General features: G+C 72.1%; 17 protein-coding genes and 1 pseudogene. 7 read left to right on the top strand and 11 right to left on the bottom strand.

Annotated features, from left to right (window positions below):
* Positions 1-101: 101 nt before the first annotated feature.
* The 3 genes from QT196_RS11960 (at position 102) to QT196_RS11950 (ending at position 3,542) form a co-directional block, all read left to right on the top strand.
* Positions 102-1,418 carry a multidrug effflux MFS transporter gene (locus QT196_RS11960; protein ID WP_290354874.1) on the top strand — a complete coding sequence of 439 codons (1,317 nt, stop codon included), beginning with the start codon at positions 102-104 and terminating at the stop codon, positions 1,416-1,418.
* Between the two features lie 77 nt (positions 1,419-1,495).
* Complete coding sequence (locus QT196_RS11955; RefSeq protein ID WP_356948465.1) at positions 1,496-2,551, top strand: serine hydrolase domain-containing protein; 1,056 nt, start codon at positions 1,496-1,498, stop codon at positions 2,549-2,551.
* A gap of 40 nt (positions 2,552-2,591) precedes the next feature.
* A complete protein-coding gene (locus tag QT196_RS11950) occupies positions 2,592-3,542 on the top strand; it encodes a small ribosomal subunit Rsm22 family protein (protein WP_168478836.1) in 951 nt (316 codons plus the stop codon).
* Between the two features lie 19 nt (positions 3,543-3,561).
* On the opposite strand, the gene ddaH is transcribed toward QT196_RS11950, so the two are convergent.
* Both ddaH and QT196_RS11940 read right to left on the bottom strand, forming a co-directional pair.
* Complete coding sequence (ddaH, locus tag QT196_RS11945) at positions 3,562-4,407, bottom strand: dimethylargininase (RefSeq protein ID WP_168478835.1); 846 nt, start codon at positions 4,405-4,407, stop codon at positions 3,562-3,564.
* A 172-nt stretch (positions 4,408-4,579) separates the two neighbouring features.
* Positions 4,580-4,783, bottom strand: a complete 204-nt coding sequence (locus QT196_RS11940; protein WP_266730570.1) for a DUF6243 family protein — start codon at positions 4,781-4,783, stop codon at positions 4,580-4,582.
* Positions 4,784-4,903: 120 nt separating this feature from the next.
* Here QT196_RS11940 and QT196_RS11935 point away from each other — a divergent pair, with 120 nt between their 5' ends.
* Together QT196_RS11935 and QT196_RS11930 are read left to right on the top strand one after the other, a co-directional pair.
* Positions 4,904-5,503 (top strand): TetR/AcrR family transcriptional regulator, encoded by a 600-nt coding sequence (locus QT196_RS11935; protein WP_266730568.1) that lies wholly within the window; start codon positions 4,904-4,906, stop codon positions 5,501-5,503.
* Positions 5,504-5,665: 162 nt separating this feature from the next.
* A complete protein-coding gene (locus QT196_RS11930) occupies positions 5,666-6,409 on the top strand; it encodes a bifunctional DNA primase/polymerase (RefSeq protein WP_168478833.1) in 744 nt (247 codons plus the stop codon).
* A gap of 111 nt (positions 6,410-6,520) precedes the next feature.
* Here QT196_RS11930 and QT196_RS11925 read toward each other — a convergent pair whose 3' ends face one another.
* From QT196_RS11925 to efeO, 4 genes are all read right to left on the bottom strand, one after another.
* Complete coding sequence (locus QT196_RS11925; protein ID WP_290354873.1) at positions 6,521-7,393, bottom strand: hypothetical protein; 873 nt, start codon at positions 7,391-7,393, stop codon at positions 6,521-6,523.
* Positions 7,380-8,372, bottom strand: a complete 993-nt coding sequence (gene efeU, locus QT196_RS11920; protein ID WP_168478831.1) for an iron uptake transporter permease EfeU — start codon at positions 8,370-8,372, stop codon at positions 7,380-7,382. Before efeU ends, QT196_RS11925 begins: the two co-directional genes overlap by 14 nt.
* Positions 8,373-8,438: 66 nt before the next feature.
* Positions 8,439-9,767, bottom strand: a complete 1,329-nt coding sequence (gene efeB, locus QT196_RS11915) for an iron uptake transporter deferrochelatase/peroxidase subunit (protein ID WP_290354872.1) — start codon at positions 9,765-9,767, stop codon at positions 8,439-8,441.
* A 24-nt stretch (positions 9,768-9,791) separates the two neighbouring features.
* Positions 9,792-10,946 (bottom strand): iron uptake system protein EfeO, encoded by a 1,155-nt coding sequence (gene efeO, locus QT196_RS11910; protein WP_290354871.1) that lies wholly within the window; start codon positions 10,944-10,946, stop codon positions 9,792-9,794.
* A 314-nt stretch (positions 10,947-11,260) separates the two neighbouring features.
* Here efeO and QT196_RS11905 point away from each other — a divergent pair.
* Positions 11,261-11,425: pseudogene (locus QT196_RS11905) on the top strand (PhzF family phenazine biosynthesis protein); the annotation flags it as partial.
* A gap of 93 nt (positions 11,426-11,518) precedes the next feature.
* Here QT196_RS11905 and QT196_RS11900 read toward each other — a convergent pair.
* Both QT196_RS11900 and map read right to left on the bottom strand, forming a co-directional pair.
* Positions 11,519-12,199, bottom strand: coding sequence for a biliverdin-producing heme oxygenase (locus QT196_RS11900; RefSeq protein WP_266730564.1), 681 nt, complete (start codon positions 12,197-12,199; stop codon positions 11,519-11,521).
* A gap of 206 nt (positions 12,200-12,405) precedes the next feature.
* Positions 12,406-13,263, bottom strand: coding sequence for a type I methionyl aminopeptidase (gene map, locus QT196_RS11895; RefSeq protein ID WP_266730562.1), 858 nt, complete (start codon positions 13,261-13,263; stop codon positions 12,406-12,408).
* 65 nt (positions 13,264-13,328) lie between these two features.
* On the opposite strand from map, the gene QT196_RS11890 reads away from it, so the two are divergent.
* On the top strand, positions 13,329-13,571 hold the full coding sequence (locus tag QT196_RS11890; protein WP_168478826.1) for a hypothetical protein: 243 nt from the start codon (positions 13,329-13,331) through the stop codon (positions 13,569-13,571).
* Between the two features lie 56 nt (positions 13,572-13,627).
* Here QT196_RS11890 and QT196_RS11885 read toward each other — a convergent pair whose 3' ends face one another.
* The 3 genes from QT196_RS11885 to QT196_RS11875 all read right to left on the bottom strand — a co-directional run bounded on the left by QT196_RS11885 (position 13,628) and on the right by QT196_RS11875 (position 16,826).
* Positions 13,628-14,980: an MFS transporter gene (locus QT196_RS11885; protein WP_168483689.1), complete on the bottom strand. Its 1,353-nt coding sequence runs from the start codon at positions 14,978-14,980 to the stop codon at positions 13,628-13,630.
* A 124-nt stretch (positions 14,981-15,104) separates the two neighbouring features.
* Positions 15,105-15,737, bottom strand: coding sequence for a hypothetical protein (locus QT196_RS11880; protein WP_168478825.1), 633 nt, complete (start codon positions 15,735-15,737; stop codon positions 15,105-15,107).
* A 126-nt stretch (positions 15,738-15,863) separates the two neighbouring features.
* Positions 15,864-16,826, bottom strand: a complete 963-nt coding sequence (locus QT196_RS11875; RefSeq protein WP_168478824.1) for a dihydrodipicolinate synthase family protein — start codon at positions 16,824-16,826, stop codon at positions 15,864-15,866.
* Between the last annotated feature and the right edge of the window lie 80 nt (positions 16,827-16,906).

Below are 16,906 nucleotides of genomic sequence, written 5' to 3'. Positions count from 1 at the left end.
GGGCAGGTCCGCCCTAGGCCGAAGGGACCGGTCCGAACCCGGTCAGAAGCCGTCCCGTGCATGACACCATGGTGCAGCCATCTATCACCATGGAGACCCGCATGACGGAGCCCGGCACGGCCGAGACCCAGGACCTTCCCGCCATAGCCGAGCGGGGCGCGGCAGCAGCACCGGCCGCGTCCCGCCGCACCAGCCTCCTCGTCACCCTCGTCCTCGGCGGCCTCACGGCGGTCCCGCCGCTCTCCATGGACATGTACCTCCCGGCCCTGCCGCAGGTCACCGCCGCCCTGCACAGCCCGGCCGCCACCGTCCAGTTCACCCTCACCACGTGCCTGGCGGGCATGGCGCTGGGGCAGATGGTCGTCGGCCCGATGAGCGACAAGTGGGGCCGCCGCCGCCCGCTGCTGGCCGGCATGGTGGTCTACGTCCTGGCGACCGCCCTGTGCGCCCTCGCCACCAGCGCCGAACTCCTCATCGCCTTCCGCCTGTTGCAGGGCCTGGCGGGCGCGGCCGGCATCGTCATCGCACGGGCGGTGGTCCGCGATCTGTACGACGGTGTGGCGATGGCCCGGTTCTTCTCCACCCTGATGCTGATCTCCGGGGTGGCGCCGGTCGTCGCCCCGCTCATCGGCGGCCAGATCCTCCGGCTCACCGACTGGCGCGGCGTCTTCGTCGTCCTCACCGCCGTCGGGGTGGCGCTCACCCTCCTGGTGTGGCGCAAGCTCGACGAGACCCTGCCGCCCGCGCGCCGGCACTCCGGCGGCCTCGGCCAGACCCTGCGCACCATGCGCGATCTGCTCGCCGACCGGGTCTTCTCCGGCTACGTCCTCGTCGGCGCCTTCGCCTTCGCCGCCCTCTTCGCCTATATCTCCGCCTCGCCGTTCGTGATCCAGGAGATCTACGGCGCCTCCCCGCAGACCTTCAGCCTGCTCTTCGGCATCAACTCCGTCGGCCTGGTGACCGTCGGCCAGATCAACGGCAAGCTGCTGGTCGGCCGGGTCGGCCTGGACAAGGTGCTGGGCACCGGCCTGGCGCTGACCGCCCTCGCCGCGACCTCGCTGCTCCTGATGTCCGCCGGGGTCTTCGGCCCGGTCGGCCTGGTCCCGATGGCCGCCGGCCTCTTCGTCCTGATGGCCTCGATGGGCCTGGTCATGCCGAGCACCAACACCCTGGCACTGCTGCGCACCCCGCACGCGGCCGGCTCCGCCTCCGCGCTGCTGGGCACCTCCACCTTCCTCCTCGGCTCGGTGGCCTCCCCGCTGGTGGGGATCGCGGGCGAGCGGACCGCCGTGCCGATGGCCCTCGTTCAGCTCTGCTGCGCCGTGTTGGCGCTCGTGAGCTTCCTGGGAATGTGCCGCCCGTGGCAGCGTAGGGGGGAGAGCAACGGGAGCACGGCAGGCGAGAGGACCAGGCTCTGAACGCGACGGTACTCACCTACGGAACACCGGCCCGCGCGGGGCTGGACCCCGGCTGGACGGAACGGCTGGTCCGCGGGGTGCGGGCGCTGCCCGAGGGCCGGCCGCCCTGGGCCCCGGGCGTCGTCGTGCTGGCCGGCCGGGGCCCGGTCGTCGCCGCCGAGGCCGCCGCCGGCTGGGCGCTGCGCTACCGGTCCTACGACCCCGAGCGGGACCGCGGCGTCGATCTGCCGCGCGACCTGTGGGAGCCGATGCGGGTCGGCACCGTCTTCGACCTGGCCTCGCTCAGCAAGCTGTTCACCGCCGTCGCCGCGGTCCAGCAGGTCGAACAGGGCCGGCTGGCCCTCGACGAGGAGGTCCGGGACCGGCTGCCGGCCTTCGCCCCGGGAATCACCGTCCGGCAGCTGCTCACCCACACCTCGGGCCTGGCCCCCGAGCTCCCCTTCTACGACCATCGTGACCGCGCCGCCCAACTGGCGCTGCTGTGGCGGGAGGCGGCGGCCCCCAGCGGCGGCCGCAACCCCGGCCACCGCTACTCCGACCTCAATCTCATCGCCCTCCAGCTCCTCCTGGAGCAGTGCACCGGCCGGCGGCTCGACGCCCTGATCCGCGACGGCATCACCGGCCCGCTGGGCATGTCCAGCACCTCGTACGGGCCGCTGGCACCGCACGGTGTGGCGGCCACCGAGGACCAGCGGCGGCCCTGGGCCAAGGCGGACCGCGGCCTGGTCCGCGGTGAGGTGCACGACGAGAACGCCTGGGCGCTGGGCGGCGTCGCCGGCCACGCCGGGCTCTTCTCCACCGCCCAGGACCTGGCCGTCCTCTGCCGCACCCTGCTCAACGGCGGCACTTACGGCACCGCCCGGATCCTCGGCCCCGGCGCCGTCGCCGCCCTCCTCGACCCGCCCGGTCTCGGCTTCGGCGTCGACCAGCCGTATTTCATGGGCGAGTTGGCGGGCCGCGGCGCGGCCGGGCACACCGGTTTCACCGGCACCAGCCTGGTCCTGGACCGCGCCACCGACACCTTCCTCGTCCTGCTCGCCAATACGGTGCACCCCCGCCGCCGCGACAGCGGCAGCGCTCCCCGCGCCGCGGCCGCCACCCGGCTGGCCCGCGCGGTGGCCCGTGCCACCTGACCAGGCAGGGCACACCACCGGGCGCCGTAGAATTTCCCCCATGTACGAGGAACTGCGCGCCGCGCTGGCGGGCCTGCTCGACGGCCTGCCGCCCAAGCAGGCCGCGCAGGCCGTCGACCGGCTGATCGCCAACTACCGGGGCCGCACCCCCACCGACGCCCCGGTCCTGCGCGACCGCGCGGATGTGGCCGCGTACGCCGCCTACCGCATGCCGGCCACCTTCGAGGCCGTACGGGCCGCGCTGGCCGCGTTCGCCGTCCGGGTCCCCGACTGGTCCCCGGCCACCCATGTGGACATCGGCGGCGGTACCGGCGCCGCCACCTGGGCCACCGCCGCCACCTGGGAAGGCCACCACAGCACCGTCCTGGACTGGGCCCAGCCCGCCCTGGACCTCGGCAGGGAACTGGCCGCCGAGATCCTCCCCGACACCACCTGGCAGCGGCAGATCATCGGCGAGGGCCTGACCGTCCCCGCCGATACGGACCTGGTCACCGTCTCCTATGTCCTCGGCGAACTCCGCCCCGAGGACCGCCGCGCCGTCGTCGCCGCGGCCACCGCGGCCCGCACCGTCGTCCTGATCGAACCCGGCACCCCCGACGGCTACCTCCGCATCCGCGAGGCCCGCACCCAGCTCATCGAGGCCGGTCTGCGCATCGTCGCCCCCTGCCCGCACAGCGACACCTGCCCGATCGTCCCCGGGGAGGACTGGTGCCACTTCTCCGCCCGGGTCAACCGCTCCTCCCTGCACCGTCAGGTCAAGGGCGGCTCCCTCCCGTACGAGGACGAGAAGTTCAGCTACGTCGCCGCCACCACGCTCGACGCGACCCCGGCCGCCGCCCGCATCATCCGCAAACCCCAACTCCGCAAGGGCCAGGTCCTCCTGGACCTGTGCACCACCGACGACAAGCTGCAACGCACCACCGTGACCAAACGCCACGGCACCCACTACCGAGCGGCCCGCGACGCCGCCTGGGGCGACGACTGGTCCTGACCCCGCCCCACGCGGGACGTCACCCCGAGCGGAGCTCCGCCGTCACGCACTTCACGCTCCCGCCGCCCTTCAGCAGCTCCGTCAGATCCATCCCGACCGGCTCGTACCCCCGCTCCCGCAGCGGTGCGAAGAGGCCCACCGCCGCCTGGGGCAGCAGGACATGCCGCCCGTCGGACACCGCGTTCAGCCCGAACGCCGCCGCGTCGGCCGGGCCGGCCAGCAGTGCGTCGGGGAACAGCCGCGCCAGCACCGCCCGGCTCCCGGCGGAGAACGCGCCGGGGTAGTACATGACCTCGGCCCGGCCGCCGGGCTCCCCGCTGCCGGGGTCGAGCGCGCACAGCGCCGTATCGAGGTGGTAGTAGCGCGGATCAACGAGATCGAGGCCGATCACCGGGCGGGCGAAGTACTCCTGGGCCTCCGCGTGGGACAGCGGGCTGCTGCGGAACCCGCGGCCGGCCAGCAGCCAGGACGCGGTGACCACGAAGTCGCCCTCGCCCTCGTTGACGTTCTGCGGCTCCCGCACCGCGCGGAACCCGTGCGCGCGGTACCACTCGGCGTGCACCGCGGCCTCGCCGTGCCGCTCGGCGAAGGCGAACCGGGCGCCGAGCACCCGGCCGTCCACCACGGTGGCACCGTTGGCGGCGAAGACCATGTCGGGGAAGGCGGGGTGCGGCGGCAGTTCCTCGACGGTGTGGCCGAGCGCGCGGTAGCGGTCGCGCAGGTCCTCCCACTGGGTGTGGGCCAGCGCGAGATCCACGGGTTTGCCGGGGTCCATCCAGGGGTTGATGGAGTAGCTGACCCGGAAGTACGTCGGCGGGCACATCAGATAGCGGCGGGGGGTGGCGCTGCGCCGGGAGGTACGCAAGGAAGGCTCCTCACGGTGGGCACTCGGGGCGGGTACGGAATCCCGTACGCGCTCCCAAATCGTCCACCGCGCGAAGCCCCCGTGCCGCGGGCCGTGCGCCGTTCGAGTGGCCCGCCGCGCCCCCCGCCGCGGCGGACCACCCACCGGCCCGGGGGACCCCGCACCGGGCCGGTCACCCCTTCCGGGCCCGCTCCTGGAACTTGCGCAGCAGCTCCCCGCGCCGGTCCTGCCCGGCCTGCCCCTGGCCACCGCGGCCGGTGCCTCCGCCGCCGCGCAGGGCGCCCCGCGAGAGCTTGTTCCGGGTCCTCCCCCACCCCTGAACGGCGCGGGGGGACCCCCACCCGCCGAGCATCCCGCCCGCATTTCCCTTGCTCATGGGATTCCCCTTCCTCCTGGACTATCGAGACGGATCGTCTCGTTCGACCTTCACTATCCACGAGACGCACCGTCTCGTCAAGACGATACGTCTCGCCTCTTCCCCGTTAGACTCCGCGGCATGGCCAACACCTCGACCCCCGACTCCTCCCGCCGCAGCGAACGCTCCCGCCGCGCGATCTTCGATGCCGCCCTCGCACTCGTCGGTGAGGTCGGCTACGACAAGCTCACGATCGAAGGCATCGCCTCCCGGGCCGGGGTCGGCAAGCAGACGATCTACCGCTGGTGGCCCTCCAAGGCCGCCGTACTGCTCGACGCGTTCACCGCCGGGGTCGACGAGTACGACGCGCAGGGCCTCCCCGACACCGGCGATCTGGCCGCGGACCTCAAGTTCGTACTGCGGGCCACCGCCGACGAATTCAATGACCCGGCGTTCCAGGCCCCCTACCGCGCCCTCGCGGCGGCCGGCGCGAACGACGAGGAGCTCTCCCGCACCTTCGTCGCCCGGCTGATGGAGCCCGGCACCCGCCTCTACGTCGACCGGCTGCAGGCGGCCCAGGGAACCGGAGAGGTCGATGCCGGTATCGATGTGCGGATCGCCGTCGAGATGCTGCTGAGTCCCTTCTCGCAGCGCTGGCTGATGCGCACCGGTGAACTGACCCACGAGTACGTCGACACCTTGGTCGACCAGGTGCTGCGGGGACTGCGTCCGCGCGGCTGAACGGACGGCTGGCCGGGCTCCGGCGGCGCCGGTGTGCCGCCGATGCCCCGAATTGCCGGCATTTCTGCGTCCTTCGTTCACCCCGGATCCGCACACCGGTCACCCGAGGAGCAGGATGGTGGCAGCATTGATCCCAGACCACCGCTCGAAGTGAGGGGATAGATGGAACGCAAGAGCAGGTTCTCCCAGTGGCTGCGCCGGCCGAAGAGCGGATCGGACGGCGGCGATACGGACACGGGATCAGCGGCTGCGCGCAGCCGCGAGGACCTGCTGCTGGCGGCGGCCGACGCGGGATTCCCGGTGGCCCCGGCGGCGCATCCTTCCGGCTACGGCTGTTCCTGTGAACGCATCGGCTGTCCCACCCCCGGCCGCCACCCCGTCTCCTTCGGCTGGCAGACCGTCGCCACCACCGACCGCGACAAGGTCGCCGCCTGGGTCCGCACCCTCCCGCAGGCCAACTTCATCACCGCCACCGGCATCACCCATGACGTGCTGGACGTCCCCGTCGAGGCGGGCCGCAGCGCCCTGGGACGGCTGGACGCAGCGGGCATCGACGTCGGACCGATCACCCTCAGCACCGGTTTCGGCGACGGCCGGATGCTCTTCTTCACCGCCACCCGCGGCACCCCGGACGACGAGGACGAGTGGTGGCCCTGCGAGCTGGACTGCCACCCCGAGACCATGGACGAGCATCCGGGGCTGCGCTGGCACTGCCGCGGCAGCTATGTGCTGCTGCCGCCCTCGACCCTCCCCGGTGACCAGCCCGCGGTGACCTGGCTGCGCGGCCCCGAGCTGCCGCTGCCCGACCCGCTGACGCTGCTGGAGTCGCTCACCGACGCCTGCGCGGAGTTCAACGACCGCGAGCCGCACCACCACGAGGCGCACGCCTGGCCGATCGGCCGCTGACCGGGCCCGCGCCCCGTCCGCGCACCGCCGTCCGCACGCCGAAGGGCCGCCGGGAGCACCCCGGCGGCCCTTCGGCGTCCGCGCGGTCCGGCCGCGTATGCCGTCCCGCCGCTACTGCGGCTCCACCGACGTCTTGCCCTCCCGCCGGTTCAGGAAGACGACCTTGCCGCCGGAGCCCTTGGCGGGCACCGTCACCGCCTGGGAGGAGACGGTGGTGAAGGCCATCCGGTTGGTCTTCTTCTCCGGCCCCACGACCAGGCCCCGCAGATTCGCCGGCACCCGGATCGTCGCCCCGGCGAACATCGTCTGCTGCTGGTGGTAGACGGTCGAGAAGAACACCAGGGCCCCGCCGTCCGTGGTCCGCAGCGCCACCGGCGGATGGTCCGAGGGGGAGTCCTGCCACTGGATGCGCGAACCGACCTGGCGGGCGTCCTTGGCGCGCCGGGCCCGCCAGCCGTCGGTCTGCGGACCGGGCGCGAACACGCTGCCCTTACCGGTGTTGAGGAAGTCCGCGTAGGACCGGCTCAGCTTGCCGGGGGCCACCGTCAGACCGGAGCCGGAGCCCAGCGGCACCGCCTCGGCGTAGCCGTCCTTCGTCTTCAGCTCCGGCGCCTTGTTGCCCGGGAACTGCGCGAAGTAGACCGCGCGCCACTTCTCGTTGAGGTCGTCGCGGCTGAACACCAGGAACCACCGGGTGGGGTGGCCCTTGGCGTCCTTGCGGTTGCTGAGTGCGTCCGCGAGGAAGTACTTGGGCCAGCCCGCCTGCTTGGGGACGGTGAAGCGCGGCTCGGTCAGCTCCAGCGCGGGGAAGTCCGGATTGCCCTGCGGTCGCAGGGCCTGTGACGCCTTTATCCCGGCCTGGTCGATCGCCAGCAGCGCGCCCGCCTCGAAGGAGGGGTTCCGCTTCGGGTCCAGCTCCCGGTACGTCGTGTTGAAGCTGTCGGTGAAGCGGGTGAGGGCCTTGGTGCCCTCAGCCTTCGACACCGCCGGCAGCATCTCCCTCTCGCCGTGCACCGTCATGCACCCGCTCAGTATCACCAGCGCCGCCGCTGCCGACGTCAGTGTTGCGGGCACCCGGAACGGCGACCTGCGTGTCATGGGGCTCGGGCTCCTTCGGGGCGACCGGGGCGGACGGGGCGGCCGCCGGGGTGGCACGATTCGGCGCAACCCTACCGGGGGCGAGGAAGAAGGCGAGGGTGGGGATCAGATACAGAGCCCACACCGTGACCTGAAGGACCGTCGGATCCGGCTGGAAGTTGAAGACGCCCTTCAGCAGCGTCCCGTACCAGCTGTCGGCCGGGATCTGCGCGCTGATGTCGAACGCCCGGGTGCCCAGCCCCGGCACGATGTCCGCCTCCTGGAGATCGTGGACGCCGTACGCCAGCACGCCCGCCGCGACCACCACCAGCATGCCGCCGGTCCAGGTGAAGAACTTCGCCAGGTTGATCCGCACCGCACCGCGGTAGAACAGCCAGCCCAGCAGCACCGACGTCAGCAGCCCCAGCAGCGCCCCGACCAGCGGCCGTACACCGTCGTTCGCGGACTGCGCGGCCGTCCAGATGAACAGCGCGGTCTCCAGGCCCTCGCGGCCCACCGACAGGAACGCGGTGACCACCAGCGCCACGGTGCCCATCTGGAGCGCCGCGTCCAGCTTGCCGTGCAGCTCCCGCTTCAGATGCCGCGCGGTGCGCCGCATCCAGAAGACCATCCACGTCACCAGGCCCACCGCGATGATCGACAGTGAACCGCCGAGCGCTTCCTGGGCCTCGAAGGTCAGCGTCTGCGAACCGAACTGGAGCGCCGCACCGAACGCGAACGACAGCACCACGGCGAGTGCGATACCGAGCCAGACCGGGCGCAGCGCCTCCCGCCTCCCGGTCTTGACCAGGTAGGCGATGAGAATGCAGACCACGAGGCTGGCTTCCAGGCCCTCGCGCAGACCGATCAGGTAGTTGCCGAACACGTCGGTTCCTTCCCTTCCTTCATGGAGTCGGCGGCGGTCTCCGCCGCCGACGGTGGCACGGTGGTGTCAGGCGAACAGCGCCCGGCCCCACCAGTCGTCCGCGTTCCGGACGCCCGGCGGCACCGCGAAGAGCGCGGAACCCACGTGCTGGATGTATTCGTTGAGTGCGTCGTTGGCCGCCAGCTGCTTCTGGAGCGGGACGAAGCCCTGGCGTACGTCCCGCTGGTAGGCGAGGAAGAACAGCCCCGCGTCCAGCCGGCCCAGCCCGTCCGTCCCGTCGGTGAAGGAGTAGCCGCGGCGCAGGATCCGCACCCCGCCGTTGGAGTCCGGGTGCGCCAGGCGGACATGCGCGGTCGGCAGCATCGACTTCAGATGCGGGTTGTCCCGCTCGTGCTTCTTGCCGACCGGCGCACCCTCGCCCTTGTTCCGGCCGAAGATCTCCTCCTGCTCCTGGAGCGAGGTGCGGTCCCAGATCTCGATGTGCATCCGGATCCGGCGGGCGACCAGGTAGGAGCCGCCGGCCAGCCAGCTCTCCTTGCCCTTCGCGTCGCCTTCCCCGACCCACACATGCTTGTCCAGCGCGGCGGAGTCGGTGCCCGCGAGGTTGTGGGTGCCGTCCTTGAAGCCGAACATGTTGCGCGGGGTCTGCGCGTCCGGCGTCGTCGAGGACGTCTTGCCGAAGCCCAGCTGCGACCAGCGGATCGCGACCTTGCCGAAGCCGATACGGGCCAGGTTGCGGATCGCGTGCACCGCGACCTGCGGGTCGTCCGCACAGGCCTGGACGCACAGATCGCCGCCGCTGCGCGCCTTGTCGAGGTTGTCGCCCGGGAACTGCGGCAGCTCGATCAGCGCCTCGGGGCGCCGCTCCTTGATGCCGAACCGGTCCTTGCCGTCCTTCTCGAACAGCGTGGGGCCGATACCGAAGGTCAGGGTCAGCCGCGAGGGCGGCAGGCCGAGCGCCTCGCCGGTGTCGTCCGGCGGCGCCTCCGCCGGCCCGCCGACCGCGCCGTCGCCGACCGCGTCGCCGGCCGTCATCCGCGCCGCCGCCTTCGTCCACTCCTTGAGCAGCGCGATCAGCTCGTCACGGTCGTCGGTGGTGACATCGAACGCGGCGAAGTGCAGCCGGTCCTGGACGGCGGAGGCGATACCGGCCTGGTGCCCGCCGTGGAAGGCGATCGCGGAGCCCGCGGTCGCGTCCGCGCCGGCCGGCTGGGCGTCGCCGCCGGTGCGCAGCGCCGCCGCGGTACCGCCGGCCGCGACCGCGCCGAGGGCCAGGCCCGCACCGCCCCAGCCGATCAGCGAACGCCGGGAGGGCGCGCGCCCGTCGGTGCTCTGCGCGGCCTCGCCGCCCTCGGCGGCGGTGTTCGCGGTGGACGTGTCGTCGTCGTGCGTCATCGTCTCCCCTTGCCTGGCAGCGGACTACTTGGCGCCGGCCACGGCGGCGGCCAGCTTGGACAGCGGCTCGCCCAGCGAGTTGACCCCGTCGGAGAGCTTCTTGCGCTCGCCCTTGTCGACCGTTTCGTACGAGGCGAAGCCGTCGGCGGACTTGCTGTCGCGGTGCTCGTCGAGCAGCCCGCCGATCGCCTTGAACTGCTTGTCCAGCTCCTTGGCGAGCGCCGGGTCGTTCTTGGCGACGACCGGCTTCAGCAGCTCGTAGGCCTTCTCGGCGCCCTCGACATTGGCGTGGAAGTCGAGCAGGTCGGTGTGGCTGTAGCGCTCTTCCTCACCGGTGACCTTGCCGGTGGCCACCTCGTCGAGCAGCTCCTTGGCACCGTTGGCCATGCTGGTCGGGGTGATCTCGGCCTTGCCGACCCGCTTCTGCCAGTCCTTGAGGTCGGTGATCAGCTGCGCCGCGAGCTTCTTGTCGTCCCCGGAGATCTTCTTCTCCTCCCACAGGGACTTCTCCAGCTTGTGCCAGCCGGTCCACTTCTGGCCCTTCTCCAGGCCGTCGGCCCGCACATCGACCTTGGGGTCGATGTCACCGAACGACTCGGCGACCGGCTCGGTGCGCTCCCAGCCGACCCGCGAGAGCGCGTAGGTCTTCTTGGCGGTCTCGACATCGCCGTCCTTGACCGCGTCGGCGAACTTCTGCGCCGCCGGGAGGGTCTGGTCGGCCTGCTCCTGGACGTACTTGCGGTACGCGGCGACCGCGGTGTCCAGCTCGGGATCGCGCTTGGCGGCCTTGCTCTTGCCGCTGGCGGTCACCTTCTGGCGGATGCCGTCGCCCTTCATGCCCGGCTTACAGGCGATCTCGTACGAACCGGCCTTGATCTCGGCGGTGATCTCCGTCCGGGTGCCGGGGCCGATGTTCTCCCGCTCGGTCACGATCCGGTCGCCGGGCGCGTAGAGGTAGACCTCGGTGACCTTGGAGCCCTTGTTCTGCACCGCGAACCGGACATGTCCGGCGGGGAATTCCTTGGCGGACAGCTCACAGCTGGTGTCGTTCGCGGTCACCTCGATGGTGCCCTTGTCGCTGCCCCCTTTGCCGTCGTTCTTCGCGGCGCAGCCGGAGACGGCGGTGAGGGCCGTGGCCGCGGCGATGGCGGCAACGGTGGCGGGACGAAGGGCACGCATACAGGGCTCCAAGCGGGCTCGGATGTACGGAAACGGCGTACGGAACGATAGACAGTGGCCGGGGTCGCCACTAAGGCGGCCCTAACTTAACCGAGGCTTACCTATTCCTGCCCGGCCTGTGGCGTGATCCCGCTCTCATGGACAACGGCCTGATTACGGATTGACCCGTGCCCGGTCACGGAACCGCCATGCGCCGGTCAAGGTAAGGGTCCTCGTTCGCGAGGGTCCATGACCGTCGAATTCCAGCCACCGCCACCCGACTCCGGTCGCCCCCTCCCGGCCCGGCTGTTCACTGTCCGGATGAATGATCTTGGGGGATCGCCGAGGGCGAGGCGACCGGTGCCGCGGCCATACTGCTGACCCATGAGCTGGGCCGCCCGCTCGACATCCGCCAGGGCGCCGGCTCCCGGATCCTCACCCGCACCCATTCCGACGGCACCATCGCCGTAGGGGGACGGGTGCGCCGCGCCACCCCTTGAGCCGGCGCGGGCGATCCGGCCACCCCGGAGGCCCTCAACGAGCAGACACCCGGCGGTAGTTGACGCAGAACGGGCGAACGGGTGGCCGGGGCGCTACGCGCTCAGCGGGAACTGCTCGCCCAGTTCCCGGAAGACCGCGCTGTTCAGCCGGAAGGCGCGCTGGCACTCGTCGACCACCCGCTGCTTCTCCAGGTCGTCGACGGGCAGCGCGTCCAGCAATGCCCGGTACTCCCGCTTGAAGGCGGCGGGGTTGGGGATGTCCTCGAAGACGTAGAAGCGCACCCCGTCGCCCTTGCGGGCGAAGCCCCAGGTCTTCTCGGCGGTGCCGCGGATGATCTGGCCGCCGGAGAGATCGCCGAGGTAGCGGGTGTAGTGGTGGGCGACGAAGCCGGCCGGCCAGTCGCGGGCGCAGGCCGCCACCCGGTCCGCGTAGGCGGCGGTGGCCGGCAGCGGCGCCAGGCCGGTGCGCCAGGACGGGCCGCCGAGATGGGCGAGGTCGCGTTCCAGCGCGGCGGTGCGGGCCAGCTCGGGGCGGAGGAAGGGGCCCGCGACCGGATCCTCGGCGAGCGGCGCGGAGGCGTCCTCCAGTGCGCGGTAGACGAACCACAGTTGCTCGGTGTAGCGCCGGTAGGCCGGGACGCCGAGCCGGCCGCCGAGCAGATCGCTCATGAAGGAGGAGTTCTCGGCCTCCGTGTGCTGCTCGTGGGACGCGGTGCGGATCACCGTCGAAAACGGAGCGGACGGAGCGGACGGGGTCGGGCTGGACGCTTCCAAGACGGACCTCCGGGGACCGAGGGTGGGGGTCCCCCCTGCTCGGATTCGAGAGCTTGGGGGAGGACGGGAACAGGCCGGCTCCGCCGAGCCGTCGAAGTTAGGGTTGCCTAACCTACGGCCCGCGTCAACCCGTTCCCGACGTCCTGTCGGTAACGAGCCTACCCCTGTTCCCGACGCGCTGTCGGTAAAGAGTTCCCCCGCTCCCGTCAGGGCAGCGTGAGGATCTCCGCCCCGGTGTCCGTGACCACCAGCGTGTGCTCGAACTGCGCGGTCCGCTTCCGGTCCTTGGTCACGACCGTCCAGCCGTCTTCCCACATGTCGTAGTCGTGGGACCCCAGTGTCAGCATCGGCTCGATGGTGAAGGTCATGCCGGGCTTGATGTCGGTGGTGTGGTGCGGGCTGTCGTAGTGCGGAACGATCAGGCCGGAGTGGAAGGAGGAATTGATGCCGTGACCGGTGAAGTCACGGACCACGCCGTAGCCGAAGCGCTTGGCGTACGACTCGATGACCCGGCCGATGATGTTGATCTGCCGGCCCGGCTTGACGGCCTTGATCGCGCGGTTGAGCGCCTCCCGGGTGCGCTCGACCAGCAGCTTGGACTCCTCGTCCACGTCGCCGCACAGGTAGGTGGCGTTGTTGTCGCCGTGCACGCCGTTGATGTACGCGGTGACGTCGAGGTTCACGATGTCGCCGTCCTTGACGACGGTCGAGTCCGGGATGCCGTGGCAGATGACCTCGTTGAGCGAGGAGCACAGCGACTTGGGGAAGCCGCGGTAGCCGAGCGTGGACGGGTAGGCGCCGTGATCACACATGAACTCATGGGCGACCCGGTCCAGTTCGTCGGTGGTCACGCCCGGCGCGATCAGCTTGGCGGCCTCCGCCATCGCCTGCGCGGCGATCCGGCCGGCGATCCGCATCTTCTCGATCGTTTCGGCATCCTGCACCTCGGGCCCCGTGTAGGGGGTGGGTGCGTCCTTCCCGACGTACTCGGGGCGCCGGATCGAGGCGGGGACGGGGCGGGTGGGGGAGATCTTCCCCGGGACAAGAAGCGACTGGCCAGACATGTCAGCGAGTGTATCCGCGGGCCGTCGGGCAGGATGGTGGCACGGAACATCCACAGGAGGCGGCAATGGCGCTGTTCAAGAGGCATACGGTCGGCAAGCCGGGCGAGTGGTACTACTGCCTCAAGCACGGGACGGTCGAAGAGGGACCCGAGTGCCGCGCCGCAGACCGCTTCGGCCCGTATGCCACCCGCGAGGAGGCGGCGCACGCCATGGAGACCGCCCGCGACCGGAATCTGGAGTGGGAGACCGACCCGAAGTGGCATGACATGGACGCGGGCAAGGGGAAGACCGGCACGGAGGGCGACTAGCCGGCCGGGCCGGGCCGCGAGGTCTCCTGCTCTCGGCCCTGCGCCCCGGCCCGTTCTCAGACCGCCGCCGGATCCGTGTCCTGAGTGCCGGCCCCGGGGGCGGCATCGTCGCCGGCCCGGTCGTCCGCCCGGTCGCCTGCCGGGGGACCCTCCGCGGCGGCCCGGCGCTCCCGCATCCGCCGGGCGTGCTCATCCGTCCGGGAGTCGTACGCCCGCAGCTTCGGCAGCCCCAGCGCCAGCAGCCCGACTCCCGCGAAGCACAGCAGACCGCCCGCCGACACCGACGCCCGCACGCCCATCAGGGCCGCCATCCCGCCGACCCGGACCTGGCCCAGCTGCGGGCCCGTCGCATACGACAGCAGCTCGATGCCGGCCAGCCGGCCGCGGAGTTCGTCGGGGATGGTCCGGTTCCACAGCGCCGAGCGGAAGATGCCGCTGATCATGTCGCAGGCACCGGCCAGGGCCAGCAGCAGAAGTACCAGCCAGACCTGGCGCAGCTGCCCGGCGGCGGCGATCGCCAGCCCCCAGCCGACGGCCGCCAGGACGATCGCCCGGCCCTGCCGGTGCACCCGCGCGGTCCAGCCGCTGGTCAGGCTCACCACCAGCGCCCCGGCGGGCAGCGCCGCGTACATCATGCCCAGCGACCAGGGTGCGTCGAGCTCATCGGCGAGGAACGGGAAGATCGCCAGCGGGAAGGCGAAGAGCATCGCGATCACATCGACGGCGTAGGTGCCGAGCAGTTCCTTGCGGCTCCAGGCGTAGCGCGCGCCCTCGGCGATCCCGCGCAACGACGGCTTCTCGGCGTCGTGCGCGGCGGGTGACGGCGCCAGCTTCCGGGACAGCAGCGCCGAGAGCAGGTAGGTGACCGCGTCGATGGCGTACGCCCAGCGCAGCCCGGCGAGGGCCAGCAGTCCGCCGGCCAGCGCCGGTCCGGCGATGGCGCCGATCTGCCAGCGCAGGGAGTTGAGTGCGGCGGCCGCGGCGAGCTGGTCGTGCCGCACGATCCGCGGCACGATCGCGTCCAGGGCCGGCCGCTGAATTCCGGTCAGCGCGCTGGATATCGCGGCCGCCACATACAGCGGCCACACCAGCGGATCCGGCAGCAGGCTGTTGAGCAGCAGCAACGCGGAGATCAGGCCGAGCGCCAGCTCGCTGCCGATGATCAGCAGGCGGCGGTCCACGAAGTCCGCGAGCGCACCGCCGTAGAGCCCGAAGACCACCAGCGGGACCAGCTCCACCGCGCCCAGCGCACCGACCGCGAGGGTGGAGCCGGTCAGCTGCTTCAGCTGGAGCGGCAGCGCCACGACGGTCAGGAAGGTGCCGAAGACCGTGATCGCGCCCGCGCACCACAGCAGCCGGAAGTCGCGCGAGGAGCGCCAGGGCGCGAGGTCGGGCAGTAGGGCCGCCAGTCGCCGCCGGGCGGCCGGTGAGGGGGAGGGAGATGGGGGGCCGGCCGAAGTCACCCGTGCACCTTCACCCTTGGGCGCGGAGCGGAGCAAAGGGTTATTTCCGGTGCGCGGGTGGGGCGGAGGGCTACCAGCGGGGCGGTGGCGGTGCGGTCAGCTGGTCGGCGAGACGGGCCAGCCGGTCGCGGAAGCGGCGGCGGCCGCGGGGTGCGGGCAGGCTGTTCTCACCGGCGGCCGCGCTCACCAGATGCTGGACGGTGTCCAGGTCGAGGTCCGGCGAGGCCCCGGCCGCCGCGTCGTCGGGCGGGGCCGGGGGCGCGGCGAGCGCGTCATGGGCCAGGGCGTGCAGATCGCGGTCGCCGCCGTCGAGGGCGAGCACCGTGGCGCCGTTCCGGCGGGCGTCGTGCACCCGCTCCAGCAGCTCGGCGCCGGGCTGCTCCGGCGCCACGACCAGCAGCGTCTCGCCCCGCCCGGCCGCCTCCAACCGGCCCAGCCCGACCGCCAGATGGGCCGGCGCCCCGCCGGGAACGCGGTGCCGCACCAGGGTCGGGGACAACTCCGGCAGGCCCGACCAGGCGGCCTCGTCGTCCAGATGCGCGGCCAGATGCCAGGGCTCGTACGCGGCACTGCCGACCAGCAGCAGCCCGCCCCCGTGCGGGACGACGGCGCCGCGCAGCGCCCCGGCGAAGCGGCGGGTGGCCTGAACCCACTCGGTGCCCGCGAGGACCTCACGCAGCAATGCGACCCGTACGGCATCCATGCTCCGGAATGCTGCCGCAGCACGGCCCGCTCCGGTTGCCGTTTCAACCGGGGTCACCCGTACGGGATTTGGGGTGCGTGGGGCGCAGGTGAGGGGAGGGGCGGGCGGAGGTGTGGGGCAGCGGGGTTAGCTGCCCGGCTTCAGTAGTCCCGCCTCCGTGAGCCGACGTCCTACCTCCGCCACGGCGTCGTCGCTCAGCGGGCGTTGGGGGAAGGCGGTGGCGCCCCGGTCGATCACACCGAGGAGGTGCAGCGCCGCCTTGAACGCGCCCAGTGCGGAGGAGCTGCGGCCCATCTCACCCTCCGGGCCGACATCGACCAGGGAGAAGAGGGTGACCAGGCGTTCCTGTTCGGCGGCGGCCCGTTCCCAGTCGCCGGACCGGGCAGCGTCGTAGAGGCGTACGTAGGCCGCCGGGTCGACATTGCCGATACCGGGGACGACGCCGTCGGCGCCCGCCAACAGGGCGGCGTCCACGGTCAGTTCGGAACCGGTGAGAACCGAGAAGCCGGGGGCCGGGCCGGAGCGCCGGGCGGTGCGGCCGCCGAGTGCGGTGAGCAGCCGGCGCAGCGAGCCCTCGTCGCCGCTGCTGTCCTTGAGCCCGGCGAGGGTGCCGTCCTCGGCCAGCTCCCGCACCAGCGACGGGGACAGCTTGCTGTGCACGGCGACGGGGATGTCGTAGGCGAAGAGCGGGAGGTCCACGGCCGTGCGCAGATGACGGAAGTGGGCGGCGATCTCCCGGGGGTGGGTGCGGGTGTAGAAGGGCGCGGTGGCCACCAGGGCGTCGGCGCCCAGCGCGGCGGCGGTCCGGGCGTGATCGAGCACCCGGGGGGTGGTGGTGTCGATGACCCCGGCGAGCACCGGGACCCGGCCGTCCGCGGCCTTGATGACGGCCTCCAGGGCGGTGCCGCGCTGGGCATCGGTGAGGTAGGCGACCTCGCTGGTGGAGCCGAGGGCGAACAGGCCGTGCACGCCGCCGTCGACGAGGTGGTTCACCAGGCGCGTCAGGGAGGCGGTGTCGATCTCGCCGCGCGGGTCCAGCGGGGTGCAGACCGGCGGGATGACGCCGTGCAGGGGGGCGGGCAGTGCCATGAGGGCTCCGGGCTCCGGTCGGACAGGACATGGGATGTCCTATGTCGAGCACAATAGACCTGTTCACAGGCGGTCGGTCA

The organism is Streptomyces sp. P9-2B-2 (assembly GCF_030406865.1).
GTDB lineage: Bacteria > Actinomycetota > Actinomycetes > Streptomycetales > Streptomycetaceae > Streptomyces > Streptomyces platensis.
This window is presented reverse-complemented; position numbering and strand designations above follow the sequence as displayed.

What these genes read in the sequence shown, in the direction of transcription:
- QT196_RS11960 (WP_290354874.1), top strand. Translation starts at nt 102, where the DNA reads ATGACGGAGCCCGGCACGGCCGAGACCCAGGACCTTCCCGCCATAGCC.
- QT196_RS11950 (WP_168478836.1), top strand. Translation starts at nt 2,592, where the DNA reads ATGTACGAGGAACTGCGCGCCGCGCTGGCGGGCCTGCTCGACGGCCTG.
- QT196_RS11940 (WP_266730570.1), bottom strand. Translation starts at nt 4,783, where the DNA reads ATGAGCAAGGGAAATGCGGGCGGGATGCTCGGCGGGTGGGGGTCCCCC.
- QT196_RS11935 (WP_266730568.1), top strand. Translation starts at nt 4,904, where the DNA reads ATGGCCAACACCTCGACCCCCGACTCCTCCCGCCGCAGCGAACGCTCC.
- QT196_RS11930 (WP_168478833.1), top strand. Translation starts at nt 5,666, where the DNA reads ATGGAACGCAAGAGCAGGTTCTCCCAGTGGCTGCGCCGGCCGAAGAGC.
- efeB (WP_290354872.1), bottom strand. Translation starts at nt 9,767, where the DNA reads ATGACGCACGACGACGACACGTCCACCGCGAACACCGCCGCCGAGGGC.
- efeO (WP_290354871.1), bottom strand. Translation starts at nt 10,946, where the DNA reads ATGCGTGCCCTTCGTCCCGCCACCGTTGCCGCCATCGCCGCGGCCACG.
- map (WP_266730562.1), bottom strand. Translation starts at nt 13,263, where the DNA reads ATGTCTGGCCAGTCGCTTCTTGTCCCGGGGAAGATCTCCCCCACCCGC.
- QT196_RS11890 (WP_168478826.1), top strand. Translation starts at nt 13,329, where the DNA reads ATGGCGCTGTTCAAGAGGCATACGGTCGGCAAGCCGGGCGAGTGGTAC.
- QT196_RS11880 (WP_168478825.1), bottom strand. Translation starts at nt 15,737, where the DNA reads ATGGATGCCGTACGGGTCGCATTGCTGCGTGAGGTCCTCGCGGGCACC.
- QT196_RS11875 (WP_168478824.1), bottom strand. Translation starts at nt 16,826, where the DNA reads ATGGCACTGCCCGCCCCCCTGCACGGCGTCATCCCGCCGGTCTGCACC.